Below are 21,456 nucleotides of genomic sequence, written 5' to 3' on the forward strand. Positions count from 1 at the left end.
GTCGTCGCGGCCTCCGGCGCTGAGCCGGCGCATGCTGGCGTAGGCACTGTGCCCGCCGGAGTCCAATTGACGCAGTTCAGCATCCTCGCCATCGCATCGTGTCGTATTGCGTGACAAATTTTAAATACCTCCTTGTGGTCTATGTCATATCTCGCTCTCGGTCTGTACTGTATGAATCGGCTGGTATCCGTGGGGGCGGGCCGGGCGACCGCCCGGTGAGTTCCCGCCAGTCCGTTGGGCCCGGCGTTGGAGTCGGGCCGTTCCTTTACGAAAGGTTCAAACACTCGTGACATCACCAGGAAAGAGCTTCCTTCGAAGCGGGGGACTCCGGAGGGCCGCGGCACTGACCCTGGGCTTGCCGGTTCTTCTGTCCAGCATCGCGATCGCCCCCGCCAATGCGGCCCCGGCGCAAGGCCCGGGCGTAGCCGGCGTCGCACAGAAGAATATTGATCCGAACAACTACAAGGACGGCCGCTACATAGTGGTCATGGCGGAGAAGCCTTCCGCGACTTACGACGGCGGGACGGCCGGCCTGCCGGCCACCAAGCCTGCCTCCGGCAAGAAACTGGATGCCACCAAGGCCGAAGTCAAGCAGTACAAGGCCCACCTGGAACAGAAGCAGGCCCAGGTGGCCGGCCAGCAGGGCGTCAAGATGCAGCGCCAGTTCACCGCAGCCCTCAACGGCTTCAGCGCCAAGCTGACCGCGGACCAGGCCGTGAAACTGGCCCGGGACCCGTCGGTCCTCGTCGTCGCGCCGGACACGGAGAACGCACCCGATTACTCCACCGCCGACTTCCTGAAGCTCAGCGGGCCCAACGGCACGTGGAACACCAAGTTCGGCGGCCAGGACGCGGCCGGCAAGGGCGTCGTGGTCGGCGTCATTGACACCGGCTACACCCCCTCCAGCGCCTACTTTGCCGGCCAGGAGGTCAAGCCCCTCACCGGAAATCCCGTCGTCGGCGTGCCGTACCGCACCCCGGACGGCAAGATCGCGATGCTCAAAGCCGACGGCGAAACCTTCAAGGGCGAATGCCAGGTCGGCACCGACTTCGACGGCACCGCCTGCAACTCCAAGGTCCTGAGCGCCCGCTACTTTGGCGAGGACTTCGCGGCCACTGTCCCGCCGGAAGACTGGGCTCCGGGCGAACGGCTGTCCCCGATCGACGCCGCCAGCCACGGAACCCACACCGCCAGCACGGCTGCCGGCAACGCCAATGTCGAGGCCATGGTTGACGGCAGGAGCTTCGGGCTGACCAGCGGCATCGCGCCGGCCGCCAAGCTCTCCGTTTACAAGGTCTGCTGGGAAGACAACGATCCCAACTCCGGTGGGTGCTACTCGTCCGCGTCCGTCGAGGCCATCAACAAGGCCATCGAGGACGGCGTGGACGTCCTGAACTACTCCATCTCCGGCGCCACGGATACCACCACCGATCCGGTCTCCCTGGCATTCCTGTCCGCCGCCTCGGCCGGGATCTTCGTCGCGGTCTCCGCCGGCAACTCCGGCCCGACCGCCAGCACCGTCAACCACGGCGCGCCCTGGCTGACCACGGTCGCGGCCACCAGCTTCTCGCAGGAACTGCAGGGCACGGTCGAGTTCTCCGACGGCAGCAAATACCGCGGCGCCAGCATCATGAACGGCCAGGTTTCCAATGCCGGCGTCGTGCTGGCAGCCAACGCAGGAGCCGCCGGGAAAGCCAGCCCGAATCTGTGCGGCCCCGATTCGCTGGACCCGGCCAAAATCACCGGCAAGGTTGTGGTCTGTGACCGCGGCGTCGTGGACCGCGTCGCAAAGAGCGCCGAAGTCAAGCGCGGAGGCGGCGTCGGCATGATCCTCGTGAACCTGTCCGTCTCCTCACTGGACACGGACAAACACTCAGTCCCCACCGTCCACGTGAACCCGCCCGCCACCGAAGCCATCAAGGCCAAGGTCACGGCCAATCCGGCCATCACGGTTTCCCTGGTCAACAAGGACACCACCGGACTGCCCCTCGAGGCGCAGCCGCAGATCGCCGGGTTCTCTTCCCGCGGCCCGCTGCTCGCTGAAGGCTCCGACCTCCTCAAGCCCGACGTCGCGGCGCCCGGCGTGGCCGTGCTGGCCGGCGTTTCGCCGATCGGCACCGGAGGCGACAACTTCGGTTTCCTTTCCGGCACCTCAATGGCCTCCCCGCACGTAGCCGGCTTCGGCGCGCTGATCCTGGCCATGAAGCCCACGTGGTCCCCGGCGGCGGTCAAATCCGCGATGATGACCACCACTAGCGACGTCAAGAACGCCGACGGATCCAAGAACACCGATGTCTTTGCCACCGGCGCAGGCCAGGTGGACCCGGCCCGCGTGCTGGATCCGGGCCTCGTCTACGACGCCAGCGAGGCAGACTACCTGGAGTTCATCCACGGAACCGCCAAGGCGCGGGACATGAACCTGCCCTCCTTCGCCCTCGGCAACCTGGCCGGGAAGATCGAGGTCACCCGCACGCTGACCGCCCTGACCCCGGGGGTCTACAAGGCCCAGTTCAACGTTCCCGGCATCAAGGTCAGCGTGACCCCGGCTGTTCTGAACTTCCGCACCGCCGGCGAGAAGCGCACGTTCAAGGTCTCCTTTGAGAACCAGGGCGCGCCCCTGGGCAAGTTCGCGACCGGTTCGCTGACCTGGCAGGGCGCCAATAAGAATGTGGCGTCGCCGATCGCGGTCCGTCCGCAGTCGGTCGTGGCCTTGTCCGACGTCGCCTTCACCTCCGAGGGTGGCAGCGGTTCCGGTGCCATCAAGGTGGTCTCCGGCACGAACGCGCCGACCAACATGACCCTCGACGGTCTTTCGAAGGCCGACTCCACGGCCGTCGAGCTCGTCCCGGGTCCGTTCACCGGCGGCCCGGATGCCTCCAACGTAGTCAAGGACGTCACAGTCGTGGCCGGCTCCCCGCTGGCCAAGTTCTCGGTCATTTCCGCGGATCCGAAGGCTGACTTCGACATGTACGTCATGACCCCGAACGGTCCGCTGACGGTCGCGACGTCGTCGGCCAGCGAATCGGTGTCCATCCCCAACCCGACCCCGGGTAAGTACACGATCTACGCCAACCTGTACGCCAGCCCGAACAACCAGGCCACCAAGGCCTCGGTCGACGCCGCCGTGCTCGGCAAGGTCGAGGGCAAGGCCTCGCTGAGCCCGAACCCGCTCCGGCTCGCCAACGGCAAGGCCGGCAAGGTCACGCTGAGCTGGGATGGGCTTCAGGTCGGTTCGTACATCGGCCGGGTCACCTTCGCCGGCGCCAGCGATCCCACGTTCGTCTCAGTCCTGGTGACCCCGGCCGGGACCGTCGTGGTCCCGCCGACCTCCGAGGACCAGGATTCCAATGACGGTCCGGGTGACGACGCCGATGGCGACAACTCCCACAAGGACAAGAAGGACAAGGGCAAGAAGGTGAAGGAGGAGCAGGGCAAGATGCAGAACAGCGATCAGTCCTTCGCCCCGAACTACGCCATCTAGGCAGAAACGGCACCAAAATACGGCATCGGCCGGCGGCTCACACCGCCGGCCGTTGCCGTTTAATCCGCCGGGGGCGGAGCCGGGAGAGCCGAGCGCGCGGGAAAGGTCGGGGCGGACCCGGTCCCGGGCCGGCCGGCGGAGCCGGGAGAGCCCAGGGGCCGCGGGCGTCCGTGCCGTGAAGGCTCAGATTGCCCCGGTGGATCCCGCAACCCCGCCCAGCAGCGGCGCCATCGCCCGCCAGCGGGCGATCTCGCAGCCATCGGTGCGGCTGAACGTGCTGTGGACTTCCCGGCCCAGGAACCAGCCGGTCACCACGGCGACCTGCGGACCCCCGTACTGCTGCGTGCACATCTTCGGCGGCCCCGGCTTGGGAAAGAAGATCGCCTCGCCGTGCTGCGTGACCGCCGCGAGGGCGGCCGCCGAATCCGGCAGCGTGGACGCCGGGGCGACGCTGCCGCCGTCGACCGCCAGTCGGAAGGTGTACTCCGGCGCTTCCGGGGCCTCCGTCAGCCGGACGGTGAGATCGATCTCGTGGTGGCTGTGACGCTCGTGGGCGGCGGTCATTGCTGTCCTTCCGTGTGTTCGGGGGCAGGGCCGGAACCCATCGACTGGAGCAGGGGAGCGAGCTCCTGCAACAGCCGCTGCCGCAGTACTTGTGATTCGGCTGAAAAAGCCCGCTGGTGCTCAACGTACGCAGCTTTGCCCTCGGGCGTTTCGATCCTGATGGCGGGATAGCCCCACTCCTGCAAGTCGTACGGCGACGCCCGCATGTCCATGGCCCGGATCCGCCACGAGAGTTCGAAACAGTCCATGACGAGCTCGCTGGGCAGCAACGGGGACAGCTTGTAGGCCCACTTGTAAAGGTCCATGTTGGCGTGCAGGCAGCCCGGCTGCTCCATGGCGCGCTGGTTCTCCCGGCTGGGAACCATGCTGTTCAGCGGAACTGCGTCCGGGGTGTAGAAGCGGAAGGCGTCGAAGTGCGAGCACCGGATCCGGTTCTCCTCCACCACCTCGTCGGTGCGCCCGGACCCTAGCCGCAGCTGCAGGTACTCGTGCCGGAGATCGAACTTGTCCTGCCGGTAGACCATGGCCCACTCGTGCAGCCCGAAGCAGCCGAACTGGGCCGGCCGCGCGGCAGTCCCGGCCAGGATGATCCCTGCGAACTGCAGTGCCTCCCGGCGCTCCCTCAGGAAGGCGTCGACGTCGACCGTCACCGCCGGCGACTCCGCCGGCAGCCCGGCGGCCGCGAGTTCTGCGGCGTCGGCCGCGCGGTAATACTTCCACCCGGTCCGCGCCTCAGCCTCGGGGCCGGAGAGCACGACGCCGGCGCCCGGGTGCCAGCGCAGCAGCTGACCGGGCTTCTGGGTGTAGTAGGTGAAGAGGAAGTCCTCCACCGGGTGCTTCCGGCCGGCGGAGCGCCGCTCGAGGTAGGGGTCCGCGTAGCGGCGGACATGTTGGACGTGGGCGGTCTGGCGCGGCAGCCATTCTTCCTGCTGGAGGTGCAAGGGCTTAGCTCGCCCCGCCGGATGAGCCCAGAACATCTTTGGCGGCGTTCCAGGCGGCGATTTCACAGCCGTTTGTCAGGCTGAAGCTCGCCTGAACCGCCCTGCCATCCACGACGCCGGTGACTGTGGCCACCTGCGGGCCGCCGTACTGCTGGGTGCAGGTCTGGTTCTTGGCGGGCGGGGCGGGGCTGAGGATGGCCGGGTTGTTCTTGATGGCGATGCACGCGGCGGCGGCGTTGGGGTGCTGGCTTTCGGCCGCCGGAACCCCGTTTTGGCACACCAGCGTGAAGTTGGCCGCGGTGCCGGTTTCGTTCGGCTTGACCATGATGGCGAGTTCGGCGTTGCCCTTGCCCGGTCCGGACGGCAGCGGGACGGCGGAGGGGGACGGTGCCGGCGAGGTCGTCTCCGTCTCCGGCGACGGCGAGCCCGACGGCGCTGTGGGTGACGGGCTGGAGGGGGTGCCCGACGTCGTGCTGGGGGAGGGAGAAGGTGTGGGCCCGCCGTTCGGCGTGCAGGCGGCCAGTCCGGCCACGGCCACCAGGACGGCCGCCAGGACAAGTGCCGGGCGGCCCGATTGCGTGCGCATCAGCAGTCCTCCTCTGTTTTGCCCAGTCTACCGCCGGGGCGCGTCCTCCGGGCCGGGCCGTGTGGCGGCGATCAGGTCCATCATGGTGGCGTGCAGCTGGCCGACCTGTTCACGGGTCAGGCCCAGCCGGGCCATCATGATGCCCGGGACTTCGGTGGCCTGCTCCCGAAGGGCGGCGCCGCGCGGCGTCAGCCGGACATCCAGGGTGCGCTCGTTGCCTTCCATCCGCTGGCGGGTGATGAAGCCGGCCGTCTCGAGCCGGCGCAGCAGCGGCGAGATGGTTGCCGGCTCCTGGGCCAGGGCGTCGCTGATGTCGCGGACCGACCGCGGGCTCGCTTCCCACAGGCACAACATCACGAGGTACTGCGGGTGGGTCAGGCCGAGCCTGTCCAGGACGGGCTTGTAAGCGCCCACGACGCTGCGGGAGGCCACCGTCAGGGCGAAGCAGAGCTGCTGTTCCAGCAGGAGGTCGTCCTGCGCTGCCTGGGCGTCCGGCAGGCCGTTCGTGGCGTGGCCGCCCTGAATTGCTGGGGTTCCTTGGGTCACACCGACTCCTTCGAATGATTAGTGCACTAATGATTAGCGTACACTGGGAGCATTGTCTTGCTCCCAGGAAAGGATAGCCATGGCCAAGGAAAACGCCGTCGAGAGGTTCATGCGGGCCACCGGGAAGTTCCGGGCGGTGTTCGGGCCGGCAAACCGCAGTTCACTCGGCCACGAGATGACCGACCAGAACAGGCGGCTGCTGGCGGCGCGGCAGGCTGAAACTGAACAGTGGGAGACCTTGCACCGGCCCGACGGCAGCACTTATGTGGTGCCCCGAAACCCTGACGACAAATCCCTGCGCTAGGTCCCTTTTAGCGCCACCCCACCCGGGCCATTTCCCGCTGCCGGGCGTAAAATGAGGGCACTGACACACCGCTGTGCAGCATCCTGAACCATCCGGGACGAGGAAAGGGGGTGGGACTAGTGACACGTGCTGTCAGAGCTTTCATGGAAAAGACCGACAAGCTGAGGCTGCTGTTCGGGCCCGCAAATCGAGGCGACACCGCGGCGCCTGTAGTTCACAAGCACGACGACTTCGAGCACGCCTCGGAAGACGACCTGGCAGGTTTCGAAGTCGAGACGGACGACCACGGACACCACTACGCTGTCCGGAAAACGGATCTCGGGAAAGAAGAGGTCTGACGAGGCCCGCTTCGCCGGTTCCGGGTGCCGGGGGCGTCCCGGGCGGCCGCGTGGTACGCGGCCGGAGTTGTGGGGAAGCGGCCGACGACGGGCGGAGACGGGGAAGGGAGCGGCAGGTGCCGCTCCCTTCCCCGTCTTTATGCGGTCCGGGTCCGCCCGGATGCGCAGGTGCGGCTAGCGGCCGGTGCCGCCGTAGACCGTGGCCTCGTCCTCGCTGTCGAGGTCAAAGGCCCTGTGGATGGCGCGGACGGCGTCGTCGAGCAGATCCGCGTGGGTGACCACGGAGATCCGGATCTCCGAGGTGGAGATCATGTTGATGTTGATGCCGGCCTCGGAGAGGGCCGCGAAGAAGCGGGCGGACACACCCGGGTGCGAGCGCATGCCGGCGCCGATCAGCGAAAGCTTGCCGATCTTCTCGTTATATTCGATGCTCTCAAAGCCGATCCGGTCCTGCGCGGCGTGCAGGGCGGCCAGGGCCTCGGCGCCTTCGACGATCGGGAGGGTGAAGGAGATATCGGTCCGGCCCGTGCCGTGGGTGGACACGTTCTGGACGATCATGTCGATGTTCGAGTGGGCGTCCGCGATGACCTGGAAGATCGCCGCTGCCTTGCCGGGGATGTCAGGTACGCCGACAACCGTGACCTTGGCTTCGGACCGATCGTGTGCAACACCGGAGATGATTGGCTGCTCCAAGGCAACTCCCTCTTGAGTCGTGATCTTGTCGTCGGCGCCGGGCAGAACCCAGGTGCCTTCGTTCTGGCTGAATGAGGAACGGACGTGCAGGGGCACCCCAAAGCGGCGGGCGTATTCAACACAGCGCAGGTGCAGAATCTTAGCGCCGGACGCGGCCAGTTCCAGCATTTCCTCGCTGGAGATGCGGTCGATCTTCCGGGCGGACGCGACCACGCGCGGATCGGCCGTGTACACGCCGTCGACGTCGGTGAAGATCTCGCAGACATCGGCGTCGAGCGCCGCGGCGAGGGCCACCGCCGTCGTGTCCGACCCGCCGCGCCCGAGCGTCGTGATCTCGTTCGTCGTGTGGCTCATGCCCTGGAACCCGGCCACGATCGCGATGTGCCCCTTGTCCAGGGCGGTGCGGATGCGGTGCGGGTCGACGTCGATGATCCGGGCCTTGCCGTGGATGCCGTCGGTGATCATGCCGGCCTGGGACCCGGTGAAAGACTGGGCCGAGGCGCCGAACTTGTTGATGGCCATGGCCAGCAGCGCCATGGAGATTCGTTCGCCGGCGGAGAGGAGCATGTCCATTTCGCGGGCGGGCGCGGAATCGGTGACCTGGCCGGCGAGGTCAAGGAGCTCATCGGTGGTGTCGCCCATGGCGGAAACCACCACGACGACCTCGTCGCCGGCGTTTTGGGCATCCACGACCCGCCGGGCGACGCGCTTGATGCCTTCTGCGTCAGCCACCGAGGAACCGCCAAATTTCTTCACGACAAGGTGCTTGGTGGCGGCGGCCGAGACGGGCAACGTCTGCGATCCGGGCTGGACTTCGGTAGTGGGCAAACTCATTCGCGCACCCTCACTGGATCATCGGGGTTCTGGGCCAGGCAACCAAACGGCGCGACGGCGTAACTTCTCACCCCAGTTTATCGCCGTGCCGCCCGCGCCGTTGAATTGTGACCGAATGGCAGACACTCCGGGTTTTGTCTCCACCGGACATGCCCAGCGCTGCGGGCAAGGAGTGGACATGCTCTCCCGTTCCGCGGGACATGCTCATTCTTGGCGGCCTGGAGCGGGCATGAGGGCATTGTGTCCATTCCCGGGCAGGGGCGCTGGACATGTCCGCCGGGCAAGGTGGGGGAGCTCGGGCCAGGAGCGGGCATGCTCTCCCGTTCCGTGGGACATGCTCATTCTTGGCGGGCAGGAGTGGGCGTGAGGGCATTGTGTCCATTGTTGGGTGCGGGCGCGGGGCATGTCCGCTGGGCGTGGGCGTGGGCGTGGGCGTGGGCGCGGGGCATGTCCGCTAGCCGCGGTCCAGCCGGTAGCGCCAGGACGGGAGCTGTTTTCCCGCTGTGTCCTCGGCGACGGGGAAGAAGCGGTCCTTCCGGAAGCCCAGGCCCTCGAGCAGCCTTCGGGACGGGAGATTGGGCTCGTAGACTCCCGCGAAAATGGTCTCGCTGCCGCGGGCGCCGAAAAGCCAGTCGACCAGGGCGCCGGCGGCCTCCCGGCCGAGACCGAGCCCGTGGTGCTCCGGGTGAAGAACGTAGCCCAGGCTGGCTGAGTCTGCGGGAATCCGGCCGGGCGCCGGGGGTTCCTGCGTGTTCCAGGTCCGGGCGTCGCCAACGACTTCACCGGTGGCCCGGAGCTCGATCGCCCAGCCGAAGTGAAACCACTCGGCCGTGGAGGATGCCGCCGCGGACAGTGTCTGCTCAAGCCGGGCGCTGTTCTGCGCGGGGGTGAGCGGACCATGGGACAGGTACCGCGTGGCCGCCGGATGGGCCCGGAACCGGAGCAGGGCGCCGGCGTCGTCCGCTGTCAACGGACGCAACAGCAAGCGCCCGGTGAGGAGCGGCGCCGGGGTGCCGCTGCCGGTGGTTGCCACGAATCCGTCAGCTCAGCTCAGGGCGTTGCGGCGGCCCTCGAAGGCCCTGCCGAGCGTGACTTCGTCGGCGTATTCCAGGTCCCCGCCCACGGGCAGGCCGGACGCCAGCCGGGTGACGGCGATGCCAATCGACTTGAGCATCCGGGCCAGATACGTTGCCGTGGCCTCGCCCTCGAGGTTGGGGTCGGTGGCGATGATGATTTCCTGAATGGCGCCGTCGTTGAGCCGGGTCAGCAGCTCACGGATCCGGAGCTGTTCCGGACCGATCCCGGCGATCGGATTAATCGCGCCGCCCAGGACGTGGTACCTGCCGCGGAAGGACCGCGTGCGCTCCACCGCCAGGACGTCCTTGGATTCTTCGACGACGCAGATCACCGTGGGGTCCCGGCGCGGGTCGCGGCAGATGTTGCACAGTTCCTGCTCGGTCACGTTCCCGCAAACCGTGCAGAACTTGACCCGTTCCTTCACTGTGGTGATGGCATCGACAAGCCGCTTCATGTCCTGGGGATCGGCCTCGAGGATGTGGAAGGCCAGCCGCTGGGCGGACTTAGGCCCCACTCCGGGAAGGCGTCCGAGCTCGTCGATCAGCTCTTGAACTGCGCCTTCGTACACAATGTCCTCGTTCGTTTGGAGTGGGGCCGGGGCCAGCCGGCAGGGGTCTGCTAGAAGCGGGGCGGCAGGGGGCTTCCATCCAGGGAGCGCTCCTCCACCAGTTTCCCGCCCAGAATACGCTCGACGGCGGCCCGGCCGAAGACGCCCGATTCCTCGATCGTTTCGTCGTCGGCGCTGGGGATGTCCTGTACGTAGACGGTGGTCGCGGCGGCAGCTCGGGTGGGGGCCTTCGCCCGCCCGGCCTCGGCCTCGGGACTGTTCGACAGCCGCTGGTACAGGCTTTGCCGGCCTGCCGGGGCGGCGGCCTCGGGAACGGCAGTGACCGCAACAGCCTCCGCGACGGCAGCTACGGCAGCGGCGGCCACACGCGGCGCAACAGACTCCGCGACCGCCGGCGCCGGAGCCACTTCGGCCCGGGCCGGGTGGTCCGAGGTCAGTCCGGACGGCGCGGACACGACACCCGCGTACTCCGGGATCTGTGCCGCCGCCGGCTCGTAGTGCACAGGCTTCGGCTCGGGCTCGGGCGCAGCGGGCTCGACATCCGGGCTCGTGTACCGGCCGAGGTTCGAATCTGTGCCGACCGTCCAGACGCCGGGTGACTGCTCGACGGCGCGGGCCCACGCGTCATCCGACGCGTCCGGGTCTGCGCCCGGTGTCCGGGCCGGGGAGCCGGCAGTTTTGGATGCCGGCGCGGCAGGGGACTTGCGGGCCGGAGCGGTAGCGGCAGCCGCGGGCTCGGGGCGGCGCGGCGTGGCTACGGGCGAGGGGTCCCAATCCATTGGTGGTTCCTCGTCCAGCGGAGGGGCGTCCTCGTCCCGGGGCGGTCCCCAGTCGTCATCGGCGTCGGCGTAGGACCCGGAAGGCTCCGAAGGGCCGTCCGATTCGGCTGCTGGCTCGGCTGCGCGGACCTGAGTTTGGATCGCGGGGGCAGGCGCCTGCGGTTCCGCTGCCGGCGCGGCGGCACGGACCTGAGCCGGGGCCGCGGGGGCCGGAGTGGGTTGTGTCGAAGGCATTGAGGCGGCGGGAACGTGCGCCTGGGCCACCCGCGAGGGGACGGCTTCAGCGGCATCGTTGGCCGGAGATGGGGCCTGCTGGGGAGCCGGGCTCAGGCCCCAGGCGACGTCGGCCGACGTCGCCTGGCTTGCGGACGATGCCGGGGTCTCCGGGCTAGCCGGCGGCGCTTTTGGGTTTGGCTCAGAGCTCGCTGGGCTGTTGCTGCTGCCGGCCACGGCCCGGATCTGGCAATCGATGCCGATGGTCTTGTGGATCGCCTGCCGGAGGTTCTCGGCGTGGTCGGCCCGGCCGAAGGCGCCCGCCAGCCCGGCGGTGGTGAACGCGAGGGTCAGGACGTGGTCTTCGAAGTGGCCGACCTGGGCGTTGGGTTCCACCAGCGCCCAAGTGCTGCGTTTGATCTTGGTGAGCGTTTGCAGGATCTCGGGCCAGGCGCGGCGCAAAACCTCCACGTCGGCTCCGGGTCCGGCGGCGGAGCCGGGAGCGGGGCTGGGAACAGCGGCAGGCGCCCGGCCGGGCTCGGCCGGCTCGGGACGCGCGGGGACGGAGGATGCTGGGGTAGATGCCGCCGGGGCAGACGGTGCAGGGGCGGAGGGTGCGGGGGCGGATGGGGCAACCGTTGGGGCATTCGCCGACGCGGGCAGGGACGGAGGCGCGGCGGCGGGACCTGCGGCAGGGGCGGGCCGGCTGGCCGCCGCGGGTTCGTCCACAGGCCAGTCGCTGGTGCTGACCCGTGGTGCCGTCAGCGGTTCTCGGACGGGTTCGTCCTGCCGGGCGGGCGCGGAGACTGTGGCCGGCGGCTGCTCGCCCTGACGCGGGCCGGAGGGGGTGGTGGTCGTGGCAGCCGGCGCGGCGTGCGAAGGTGCGGCGGGCACGTGCGCTGCCGGCAACTGTGGCGCGGCTGCCTGCTCCGTGCGTGCAGGGGGAACGGTGGCAGGTGCGGGGGCGCTGGCGAGGGGAGCCCAGACGTCGTTCCCGGCGTAGTTCAACCGCCGCTCGACGCGGTCGATCCGGGCCGCAATGCCGCGCTCGGTCTGCTCGGAGCTGGGCAGCAGGATGCGGGCGCACAGCAGTTCCAGGTGCAGGCGCGGAGAGGTGGCCCCGGTCATGTCCGTGAGCGCGGTATTGGTCACGTCAGCGGCGCGGGAGAGCTCGGCCGCCCCGAGGTTGTGCGCCTGGTTCTGTAGCCGGGCGATCTGGTCCGCCGGCATGCCGCGGAGGATGGACTGGGCGCTTTCGGGCATGGCCTGGACGATGATGAGGTCGCGGAAGCGTTCCAGCAGGTCCTCGACGAAGCGCCGGGGATCGTGCCCGGTCTGGATGACGCGGTCCACAGCGCGGAACACCGTGGCGGCATCCGACGCCGCGACGGCTTCGACGACGTCATCGAGCAGGGAGGCGTGCGTGTAGCCCAGGAGGGCGACCGCGAGTTCGTAGTCCAGTCCGTTTGGTCCGGCGCCGGCCATGAGCTGGTCGAGCACGGAGAGGGAGTCGCGGACCGAACCGCCGCCCGCGCGGATGACGAGCGAGAGCACCCCGGGTGCCACGGGGACGTTCTCCTGGGTGCAGAGCAGCTCCAGATACGCCATGAGAGGCTCCGGCGGCACCAAGCGGAAAGGGTAGTGGTGCGTGCGGGAACGGATGGTGCCGATGACCTTGTCCGGCTCCGTGGTGGCGAAGATGAACTTGATGTGTTCCGGCGGTTCTTCGACGATCTTGAGCAGGGCGTTGAACCCGGCCGACGTGACCATGTGGGCTTCGTCGATGATGAAGATCTTGTAGCGGTCCCGGACGGGGGCGTAGGTGGCCCGTTCCCGGAGGTCGCGGGCGTCGTCCACACCGCCGTGGCTGGCGGCGTCGATCTCGATGACGTCCAGGGAGCCGGAGCCGCCGCGGGCGAGTTCCACGCAGCTGGGGCACTTGCCGCAGGGAGTGTCCGTGGGGCCCTCGGCGCAGTTCAGGCAGCGGGCCAGGATGCGGGCGGAGGTGGTTTTGCCACAGCCGCGGGGGCCCGAAAAGAGATAGGCGTGGTTGACGCGGTTCTTGCGCAGGGCCGTCATGAGAGGCTCGGTGACGTGCTCCTGCCCGATAACGTCCGCGAACGAATCGGGGCGGTATCGACGGTAGAGGGCGGTAGTAACAGTCACAGATAAACCCTACCAATCGGCACAGACATAAAAGACCCCTCATGCACCCGCCAGAGCCCGTTTACCCTTGCTACCTTCCGGTCCTGGGGGAGTTCAACAGGATGACGCCACATGAGGGGCCGTCAGCAAGTTTACCTGACGATTGGGTGTGCCCCGAATTGGCCCGGTTTGGCCCTTAATCCTCGGCGGGACATGCCCATTTTTCGCGGCAGCTGCGGGCTGCAGGAGTGGGCGCGGTGGGGCTATGTCCAGCCCTCGGGCGGGCTGCGGGGCATGTCCAGTCGCGGGAGTGGGCAGTGTGGGGCATGCCCATTCTTGGCGGGAAGGAGTGGGTTATTTGGGGCTATGTCCAGCCCTCGGGCGGGCCGCGGGGCATGTCCCGCGGAGGAGCCGCAGGCCGGGGCGGGGAGGCTCAATTGGGCGAAGCCGGAAAGTTCAGGTATTCTAGTATCTGCTTTTGATTCAGAAGCAACTGGAGAATTCGCCTAGCGGCCTATGGCGCACGCCTGGAACGCGTGTTGGGTTAACGCCCTCGGGGGTTCAAATCCCCCATTCTCCGCGGTTGGCCCCGGTCCTCGGACCGGGGCCTTTTTGCGTCTACGGGCCTTTCGCGTCTCGGGCATTTCTATCCTCGTGAGCTTCTCGTGAGCTTCTCGTGAGGTTCTGGCCAAGACTGCGTCCTCCGGCAGTACCGGTACCGATTTATCCGCCAAGTCGGCTCGGAGGCCCAGCCGCCCCGTGCCCCAGCCCCCTGTGCCCCAGCCGCCCGTGCCCCAGCCGCCCTGCGCCCCCGGCCCGCCCCGAACCAGCAAGCCGCCGCCGCCGCCCGCCGGCCCAGACTCAGGCCCGGTATCCCAGCCGGCGCAGCCGGGCCCGGGCAGCTTGCTCGCTCGGGCCCATCCGGCCGAGGGCCACATGCACCACGCCGAGCGTGACCCGGGTGGCCAGGGTTACCGGCAGCGGTATCGGGCCCAGCCGCGCGGTCCGCAGGCCCAGGAGCTCGCGGTACTTAGGTTCAAGACTGACGACTGCGGCCGCGAACAGCACCCGGTAGCCAGGCCTGAGCGCGGGGTGCAGGGGCGGGTCGCGAATGAACGCCACCGTTTCGGTAACCCGTTCGTCGCAGCGGAGCTCGCCGGCGTCGTACCAGCGGTCCAACTGCTGCCGCATTTCCGCTTCGCTCAGCGGCGGCGCCTCGACGCCCATCAGCCGGCCGGCCTGGGCCCACTCACGGACGTAGGCATCAGGTCCGCCAGGAATCGGCTGCCCCCACAGCTTGTGGGCTGAGAGGAAAGCGTCTGTAAAGGCAATGTGAACCCACCGGAGCAGCTCGGGATCGTTGGCCGCGTAACTGCGCCTGATGCCGTGGCCATCCACAAATTCTCCCCGCACCGTCCGGTGCAGCCGAAGAACCCAGTCCGACGCCGCCTTCGCCGTATCCGTGGAGCCATACGTCACGGTGAAGATCCAGCGGATCGTGCCAGCCAGCCGGCCCAGCGGGTCTTCGCGGAAACGGGAGTGATCGTGGACTCCGGCCAACGCGCCGGGATGGAGCGCCTGCATCAGCAGTGCCCGGATGCCCGCCACGATGGTTGGCATGTCCCCGTGCACGGCCCAGACGGCCGAGCCGGGCAAGTGGTAACCGGCGTCGTCCCCCTCGGCCAGGCCCGGCACCCACTCGGGCACCGAATCGCGCGTCCCCGTGAACGTCTGTTTGAGTTCCGCCTGCCATTCCCTGAGGACATTTCGCATCCTTCATTCTTACCCGTCCCGGCGGCGTGCGGCACCTGCAATTGTGCGGAGAACTACTGGGGCGCCGCCGGCAAGCTACTGGGGACATCCGCGGATCTCCGATTGGTCCCGCAAAAGGAACACGCTGACGGTTCACAGACCCGGCCGTCTGTGGTCACATAGGGAGGTAAGTCCGTGAAGATTGGGGTCTGGCGGACATATTGCGGGAGTCATTTCGTGGGAAAACACTGGGGAAACTCATCGAGTGAGCAGTCAGCGAGGGCACGGACCATTGCCGTGCGCTGCGTGTCCGGAGGCCTGTGTCTGTCCCTGGCCGTGCTGGCATTCGGCGGCTTTCAGGGACTGAGCGCCTTTGCGACCTACGGCGCGCCCACCGCCGTCCCGACGGCCGCCATGCCTGCCTCCGGCGACGTGGGACCGGAGGCCCTGGACCCGCTGGCCCACTCCGCCGCGACCGCGCCAGCAGGGACTCCCGGCGCCGGCGCTGTCACCGCCGATGCCCAGGCGCTCGTGGCCTTTAGCCGGAGCACGGTGGACACGGCCACCCGGGCCGGGGTGCGGGGCGAGCTCAATGTGGCCTCGGCGTCCCTGCACCGGCCCGCGGTGGGTTTCCTCATGGCCCCGCTTGAATCACTGGTGCCTTCGTCCCCGTTCGGGCTGCGCACCAGCCCCCTGACGGGATTCGCGGGCGAATTCCACTGGGGCCAGGACTTCGCGGCCCCCTGCGGCACCCGGGTCTACTCCGCCGACGCCGGTGTGGTGCGGGCCGTCGGGTGGCACCCGTGGGGCGGCGGAAACCGGGTGGAAATCGACCACGGCAACGGTCTCATCACCACGTACAACCATCTGGAGGCGATCGCGGTCAAGAAGGGCGACTCCGTGCGGGTGGGGGAAATTATTGCCCGGGTAGGTACCACCGGATCCTCTACCGGCTGCCATCTTCACTTCGAAACCATCCTCAATGGCTCCCACACTGATCCGCGCGATTGGACATTTCTTCCCATCAAGCAGGTGGATCAACTCGGCCCGATCGACATGACTAGTTACGCACCCGACGCCGGTAAGGCAACCAACGCGGGGATTGGCTGGGCGATTCCTGTCCGGGAGGACCTGACCCATGTGGTGGGCGACGGCGTTCAGGAACAGCCTGCCGCGGTGGCCGCCAAGCCGTCGGGGAGTGCCTCGCCTGCGGCTACTGAAGCCGCCGCCGACAAACCGTCCCCAACGCCTTCCGCCACCTCTAAGCCGACACCCACGGGCACTGCCTCCGCGACCCCGTCGCCGACCGGCACTGCCTCCGCGACGCCGTCGCCGACCGGCACTGCCTCCGCGACGCCGTCGCCGACCGGGACTGCCACGACGACCACACCTGCCGCGCCCGCCCCGCGGCCGTCGGCGACCGCCACCCCGACCCCGTCGGCGACCCCGACTCCGACCCCGTCGGCAACGGCCACCCCGACGCCGACGGCGACCGCCACCCCGACGCCGGCACCAACCCAGACGGGAACAGCCTCAGCCAAGCCATCAGCACCGTTATCCGTCCCGCCGCCGGTGGCACCGCCGTCCTCCGCGCCCGCGTCAGTCTCCGCAACGGCGACGGAGGCTGCCGCCAAGACGGCCACTCCGGTGCCGGCCCCGCTCACTGTGGAGCCGGACCCGGTCACCGCGCCGGCCGATACGCCGAAGCCACGGGCGGTCACGCAGTCGGCCACGACGGCAGTGACAACAGAACCCTCAGCGACGCCCTCAGCGACGCCCGGCGGCTAGCCGCCGCCGCGCCGCAGGGCGTTGTTCCGGCGTCATGTCCGGGAGGCACACCCATACCCGCAGGCCCCGGTGCCGAATAATGGAGTGACCAGTTCAGATTCCCTGCTCCGGACCATCGACATCGCAAGGACGCGCCCCATGACAGCTCTGCACTCCATTCCCCTGACCCTCATCGACGGGACCGAGACCGATTTTGGCCGATTCAAGGGCGAGGTGGTTCTGGTGGTCAACGTGGCGTCCCAGTGCGGTTTCACGCCCCAGTACGCTGGACTCGAGGCGCTGCACAACAAGTTTCGGGGCCAGGGCTTCCAGGTCCTCGGCGTCCCCTGCAACCAGTTCGCCGGGCAGGAGCCCGGCGGCGAGGCCGAGATTGCCGAGTTCTGCGAGCGCAATTTCGGGGTGACCTTCCCGCTGACGGTCAAGGCCAACGTCCGGGGAAAGAACCAGCACCCGCTCTACGCCGAGCTCACCAAATTCAAGACGGGAATCCTGCCCGGCCTGGTGAAGTGGAACTTCGAGAAGTTCCTCGTGAACCGCGACGGCGAGGTCATCGCCCGCTTTGCGCCCACCGTTGAGCCTGACGCGCCGGAGATCATCGAGGCTGTTCAGTCCGCCCTCGCCTGACCCGACCTGCCCCGGGGTCCAGAGGAACTCAGCCCTATCCCTAAGCATGCTTGGCGCCTAGACTGGCCGGACCCTCCAACATTCCGGGCTTCCCCGCGGCGCAAGCAACTCTGGCAGCCGTCGGCAGTATGGCCGGGTGTTCCTGTGGAGGGCGCATCAAAGAACTTCGTGAATCACACCAGGGCGCCCACCACGGGGCCCGTGAAAGCAGGAGGAAATAGATGACAGGGAACAAAGCCGTTGCCTACAAGGGGCCTGGCAAGGTCGAACTGATCGACATTGACTACCCCACCTTCGAACTCAAGGACGGCCCGGGGGTCAACCCCGCCAACGTGGGCCGGCAGGTGCGCCACGGCGTAATCCTCAAAACCGTGGCCACGAATATTTGCGGTTCGGACCAGCACATGGTCCGGGGGCGCACCACGGCTCCCGCCGACCTGGTGCTCGGGCACGAGATCACCGGAGAAGTGGTGGAAGTGGGTCCGGATGTTGAATTCATCAAAGTGGGGGACATCTGTTCCGTCCCGTTCAATATCGCCTGCGGGCGCTGCCGGAACTGCAAGGAACGCAAGACGGGCATCTGCCTGAACGTCAACCCCGACCGCCCGGGCAGCGCCTATGGCTATGTGGACATGGGCGGCTGGGTAGGCGGCCAGGCCAACTACGTCCTGGTCCCGTATGCCGATTGGAACCTGTTGAAGTTCCCGGACAAAGACCAGGCCCTCGAAAAGATGATGGACCTGACGATGCTCTCGGACATCTTCCCGACCGGATTCCATGGTGCGGTCACCGCAGGCGTCGGCGTCGGTTCCACCGTCTACGTGGCAGGCGCAGGGCCCGTGGGCCTGGCCGCGGCGACCAGTGCCCAGCTCCTGGGTGCCGCCGTCGTGATTGTGGGTGACATGAACGCGGACCGCCTGGCGCAGGCGCGCAGCTTCGGCTGCGAGACCATCGACCTGAGCAAGGGCGGCCCGGCCGAGCAGATTGAGCAACTCCTGGGCGTCCCGGAAGTCGATTGCGGCGTGGATGCCGTGGGATTTGAGGCCAAGGGGCACGGGGCCGGAGCCCACGAGGCCCCCGCCACCGTCCTGAACTCGCTGATGGAGGTAACGGCCGCCGGCGGTGCCCTGGGCATCCCCGGGCTCTACGTCACCGGGGACCCGGGCGGCGTGGACGAGGCCGCGAAGAAGGGTTCGCTCTCGCTCAGCCTCGGAACGGGCTGGGCAAAGTCACTCAGCTTCACCACGGGACAGTGTCCGGTCATGAAGTACAACCGGCAGCTGATGATGGCCATCCTGCATGACAGGGTGCACATCGCCAAGAACGTCAACGCGAAGGCGATTACCCTGGAGGACGCGCCGAAGGGCTACGCGGAATTCGACGCCGGCGCGGCGACGAAGTTCGTGCTTAACCCGAACGGCTACCTGAGCTAGCGCAAACCGTGAACCCGGCGGCACTGTCCGTCCCGCCCCGAAGCCCCGGGGTTTCGGGAGTGCCGCCGGGCTTCACAGCCCCGTATATGCCGGAAAGGGCATGTGAGGGCACGCCACCTGTTAACGCTTATTTTTCCAATATGCCTGTCCCAGTTTTTACATTGTTTGCCCAATGTCTGGTTGGATAGTTCTTACTGAGAGGGACCCTGGAAGCACCGCTTCCACCCAACCAAGAAGGCAGCAATGGAGCGCATCGAGGCCGAACACCCCCGGCCACGTCATTTCCTACTTCACCTGAGCGACCCCCACCTGCTGGGGGGTCCGCAACCCTTGCACGGCGTCGTGGACAGCGAAGCCCTGCTCAGGCAACTCTTCGAGGAGGTCCACGCCTCCGGAGCCCGCCCCGAAGCCGTAATCTTCACGGGCGACCTGGCTGACCTGGGCGAACCCGAGGCGTATGCCAAGCTCCGCGCCATCGTGGATCCGGCGTGCGAGGCCCTGGGGGCCAAGGTCATCTGGGCGATGGGCAACCACGACGACCGGGCGAATTTCCGGGCCGGGCTCCTGGACCAGGCCGACAATGACGCGCCCGTGGACCACAGCTACTTCGTCAACGGGCTGCGCATCATCACCCTGGACACCTCCGTGCCCGGCTTCCACCATGGTGAATTGAGCCCCGACCAGCTGGACTGGCTCGCTGCTGAACTGGCCACCCCGGCCCCGGACGGGACCATCCTTGCCCTGCACCACCCGCCGGTACCGTCCGTGCTGGACCTTGCCGTGCTCGTGGAGCTCCGGGGCCAGCCGGCGCTCGCCGGCGTCCTGCGCAACTCCGATGTCCGCGCCATCCTGGGCGGCCACCTGCACTACTCGACCACCGCAACGTTCGCGGGCATCCCTGTGTCCGTGGCTTCAGCCACCTGCTACACGCAGGATCTGAACGTCCCGGTCGGCGGCACCCGAGGCCGCGACGGCGGGCAGGCGTTCAACCTGGTCCACGTCTACGAACACACGATCGTGCACTCCGTGGTGCTGCTCGGCGACACCCCGGCGGTGGGGGAGCTGGTCTCGCCGGAGGAAGTCCAGCGCCGGCTCGCGGCCGCAGGGATCCATATCCCTGGGAAGGCCAAGCTCGAGGCCCCGTCCCGGACGCCGGCGCACCGCAGGTACACCACCCTGAACTGATTCACTCCCCGGCCGACACGGCGCCCGTTTTGGTCACGGTCCGTTACTTCTCCCAGGGCGCCTTGATGGGGTAGTACTTCTCCAGGAAGTCCGTGACCAGTTCGGCCCGCTCTTCCGCCGGGACCTCGGGGAAGCTGCCGTCGTTGAGGCAGAAGAAGTCCATGTTCCGCTTGGCCAGGAGCTTGGGCAGGTAGTTCAGGCCGGCCCGCGCTGTGGTGTCCACATACCTCACCTTGGCAGCTGTCTGGGTCACGGCCCGGCCCGTGAGCAGCGCGTAGTAGTGGTAGAACGAGTTGGTCACGGAGATGTTGTCCGCTGCCCGGAAGGTACTCGCGGCGGTCTTGGCAAACTCGGCCGGGAACTCCTGCTCCATCTGCTCGACCACGCTGCGCCGCAACGGGGCCGCCGTGTGCTCCAGGTGCCGGGTGGTGATGCGGCCGAAGCGGTTCCAGAGCAGCTTGCGGTTCACGCGGGCGGCGTTCTCAAAGCCGCTGCGTTCGGCGTCGTTGTCGCCCAGGCCGATCCGGGTCTCGGCCTCGATGAACTTCGTGATGCCGCCCGGGGTGAAGAACATGTCCGGGCCCACGGCGCGGCCGAAGAACATGTCGTCGTTCGAATACAGGAAGTGCTCGGAGAGCCCCTCGATGTGGTGCAGCTGACACTCCACGGCCTGTGAATTGTGCGTGGGCAGAACCGAGGTGTCGGCGAAAAACTCTTCGCTCCGGACGATCGTCACACTCGGGTGGTCGGCCAGCCATGACGGCGCGGGGGAGTCCGTGGCGATGAAGATCCGGCGGATCCACGGCGCAAACATGTACACCGAGCGCAGGGCGTACTTGAGCTCATCGATCTGGCGGAAGCGGGCCTCGTGGTCATCGCCCTCGCCCACCACCACGCCGGCCATGCGGGCGCGGCGGGCCGCGATGTACTCGGGGGAGCTGCCGTCAACCCATGAGAAGACCAGGTCGACGTCGAAGCTGATGTCGCTGGCGTGGTCCGCGAACATGTTCTCGATGGTGGGCCACGTGTGGCCGTAGCGTTCCACAATGCCGCGCACGGCATCCTGGGCCAGCATGGTGCGGCGCGTCAGGGAGTTCTCGATCGGCAGGATCAGCTGATCGCCTTCGAAGCTCCACAGCTCCAGCTGGACGCCGGCGGAAGCCCCGAATTCAAAACCGCCTTCGGGTTCGACCCTGGGCCGGTAAAGCCGGAAGATCCGGGCCTGGCGGTTCGGCGACAGCTCGCCGTCGGCCACCAGCACGGACGACTTCTTCTTTGCATCCACGCTCATGGAATACATCGGCTCGTCGCGGCACGCCTCCACGAGGGCGTCGCGGAGTTCCTTGCGGTCTTTCCAGTCGACGGCGACCACAGGGCGGTGGTTGTTGCCGCGGACCAGCAGGTAGCCGATACCGGCGCCGGCCAGGACCGAACGCAGGAACATCAGGTCCTCGACCATGGCCTGGTACGGCGTGCGGTTTTCGTTGATCAGCGCATAGCGGCCGCGGTGGCGGACAACATCGGAGCGGGTCCGGAATCTGGCGACTGCGGCCGCCGACGTGACCTCGGCGTGGGCGTCCACAGATGCCTGGCTGCCATAGTAAA

17 protein-coding genes, 1 tRNA gene and 1 other RNA gene are annotated in these 21,456 nt (G+C 67.8%); 8 read left to right on the forward strand and 11 right to left on the reverse strand.

Annotated features, from left to right (window positions below):
* Nucleotides 1-286: 286 nt before the first annotated feature.
* The gene (locus AC1DFR_RS18020) at nucleotides 287-3,481 is read left to right on the forward strand and encodes a S8 family serine peptidase (protein ID WP_476874077.1); all 3,195 of its coding nucleotides are present in this window, start codon (nucleotides 287-289) and stop codon (nucleotides 3,479-3,481) included.
* A gap of 183 nt (nucleotides 3,482-3,664) precedes the next feature.
* Here AC1DFR_RS18020 and AC1DFR_RS18025 read toward each other — a convergent pair whose 3' ends face one another.
* From AC1DFR_RS18025 to AC1DFR_RS18040, 4 genes are read right to left on the reverse strand one after another with little or no spacing between them, the layout of a single operon-like run.
* Complete coding sequence (locus AC1DFR_RS18025) at nucleotides 3,665-4,045, reverse strand: serine protease inhibitor (RefSeq protein ID WP_476874078.1); 381 nt, start codon at nucleotides 4,043-4,045, stop codon at nucleotides 3,665-3,667.
* Nucleotides 4,042-5,022: a 3-methyladenine DNA glycosylase gene (locus tag AC1DFR_RS18030; RefSeq protein ID WP_476874079.1), complete on the reverse strand. Its 981-nt coding sequence runs from the start codon at nucleotides 5,020-5,022 to the stop codon at nucleotides 4,042-4,044. The genes AC1DFR_RS18025 and AC1DFR_RS18030 overlap by 4 nt, the downstream gene beginning before the upstream one ends.
* Nucleotides 4,991-5,572, reverse strand: a complete 582-nt coding sequence (locus AC1DFR_RS18035; protein ID WP_476871035.1) for an SSI family serine proteinase inhibitor — start codon at nucleotides 5,570-5,572, stop codon at nucleotides 4,991-4,993. Before AC1DFR_RS18035 ends, AC1DFR_RS18030 begins: the two co-directional genes overlap by 32 nt.
* Before the next feature lie 27 nt (nucleotides 5,573-5,599).
* Nucleotides 5,600-6,070 carry a MarR family winged helix-turn-helix transcriptional regulator gene (locus AC1DFR_RS18040; protein ID WP_476850579.1) on the reverse strand — a complete coding sequence of 157 codons (471 nt, stop codon included), beginning with the start codon at nucleotides 6,068-6,070 and terminating at the stop codon, nucleotides 5,600-5,602.
* A gap of 127 nt (nucleotides 6,071-6,197) precedes the next feature.
* On the opposite strand from AC1DFR_RS18040, the gene AC1DFR_RS18045 reads away from it, so the two are divergent.
* Nucleotides 6,198-6,422 (forward strand): hypothetical protein, encoded by a 225-nt coding sequence (locus AC1DFR_RS18045; protein WP_028278007.1) that lies wholly within the window; start codon nucleotides 6,198-6,200, stop codon nucleotides 6,420-6,422.
* Between the two features lie 143 nt (nucleotides 6,423-6,565).
* Nucleotides 6,566-6,760 (forward strand): hypothetical protein, encoded by a 195-nt coding sequence (locus AC1DFR_RS18050; RefSeq protein WP_043436631.1) that lies wholly within the window; start codon nucleotides 6,566-6,568, stop codon nucleotides 6,758-6,760.
* 174 nt (nucleotides 6,761-6,934) lie between these two features.
* On the opposite strand, the gene AC1DFR_RS18055 is transcribed toward AC1DFR_RS18050, so the two are convergent.
* The 5 genes from AC1DFR_RS18055 to ffs form a co-directional block, all read right to left on the reverse strand.
* Nucleotides 6,935-8,287: an aspartate kinase gene (locus tag AC1DFR_RS18055; RefSeq protein ID WP_018774393.1), complete on the reverse strand. Its 1,353-nt coding sequence runs from the start codon at nucleotides 8,285-8,287 to the stop codon at nucleotides 6,935-6,937.
* Between the two features lie 454 nt (nucleotides 8,288-8,741).
* Nucleotides 8,742-9,320 carry a GNAT family N-acetyltransferase gene (locus AC1DFR_RS18060; RefSeq protein ID WP_476850515.1) on the reverse strand — a complete coding sequence of 193 codons (579 nt, stop codon included), beginning with the start codon at nucleotides 9,318-9,320 and terminating at the stop codon, nucleotides 8,742-8,744.
* 12 nt (nucleotides 9,321-9,332) lie between these two features.
* Nucleotides 9,333-9,932: a recombination mediator RecR gene (recR, locus tag AC1DFR_RS18065; protein WP_018774392.1), complete on the reverse strand. Its 600-nt coding sequence runs from the start codon at nucleotides 9,930-9,932 to the stop codon at nucleotides 9,333-9,335.
* Nucleotides 9,933-9,982: 50 nt separating this feature from the next.
* Nucleotides 9,983-13,090 carry a DNA polymerase III subunit gamma and tau gene (locus tag AC1DFR_RS18070; protein WP_476874080.1) on the reverse strand — a complete coding sequence of 1,036 codons (3,108 nt, stop codon included), beginning with the start codon at nucleotides 13,088-13,090 and terminating at the stop codon, nucleotides 9,983-9,985.
* Nucleotides 13,091-13,117: 27 nt separating this feature from the next.
* An RNA gene (gene ffs, locus AC1DFR_RS18075) (signal recognition particle sRNA small type) lies at nucleotides 13,118-13,214 on the reverse strand.
* A 350-nt stretch (nucleotides 13,215-13,564) separates the two neighbouring features.
* On the opposite strand from ffs, the gene AC1DFR_RS18080 reads away from it, so the two are divergent.
* Nucleotides 13,565-13,649 (forward strand) — tRNA-Ser (locus AC1DFR_RS18080).
* Nucleotides 13,650-13,930: 281 nt separating this feature from the next.
* On the opposite strand, the gene AC1DFR_RS18085 is transcribed toward AC1DFR_RS18080, so the two are convergent.
* Nucleotides 13,931-14,842, reverse strand: a complete 912-nt coding sequence (locus AC1DFR_RS18085) for an oxygenase MpaB family protein (RefSeq protein ID WP_476874081.1) — start codon at nucleotides 14,840-14,842, stop codon at nucleotides 13,931-13,933.
* Between the two features lie 216 nt (nucleotides 14,843-15,058).
* On the opposite strand from AC1DFR_RS18085, the gene AC1DFR_RS18090 reads away from it, so the two are divergent.
* The 4 genes from AC1DFR_RS18090 (at nucleotide 15,059) to AC1DFR_RS18105 (ending at nucleotide 19,851) form a co-directional block, all read left to right on the forward strand.
* Complete coding sequence (locus AC1DFR_RS18090; protein WP_476874082.1) at nucleotides 15,059-16,609, forward strand: M23 family metallopeptidase; 1,551 nt, start codon at nucleotides 15,059-15,061, stop codon at nucleotides 16,607-16,609.
* A 138-nt stretch (nucleotides 16,610-16,747) separates the two neighbouring features.
* On the forward strand, nucleotides 16,748-17,233 hold the full coding sequence (locus tag AC1DFR_RS18095; protein ID WP_476874083.1) for a glutathione peroxidase: 486 nt from the start codon (nucleotides 16,748-16,750) through the stop codon (nucleotides 17,231-17,233).
* A gap of 221 nt (nucleotides 17,234-17,454) precedes the next feature.
* Nucleotides 17,455-18,666, forward strand: a complete 1,212-nt coding sequence (gene fdhA, locus AC1DFR_RS18100; protein WP_028278013.1) for a formaldehyde dehydrogenase, glutathione-independent — start codon at nucleotides 17,455-17,457, stop codon at nucleotides 18,664-18,666.
* 243 nt (nucleotides 18,667-18,909) lie between these two features.
* On the forward strand, nucleotides 18,910-19,851 hold the full coding sequence (locus AC1DFR_RS18105) for a phosphodiesterase (RefSeq protein WP_476874084.1): 942 nt from the start codon (nucleotides 18,910-18,912) through the stop codon (nucleotides 19,849-19,851).
* A 43-nt stretch (nucleotides 19,852-19,894) separates the two neighbouring features.
* Here the strand turns inward: AC1DFR_RS18105 and AC1DFR_RS18110 are convergent, their stop codons facing one another.
* Entirely contained in the window at nucleotides 19,895-21,433 is a 1,539-nt protein-coding gene (locus AC1DFR_RS18110) for a stealth family protein (protein ID WP_476874085.1), read from the reverse strand.
* Between the last annotated feature and the right edge of the window lie 23 nt (nucleotides 21,434-21,456).

This window comes from Arthrobacter sp. 05T410 (assembly GCF_056396505.1).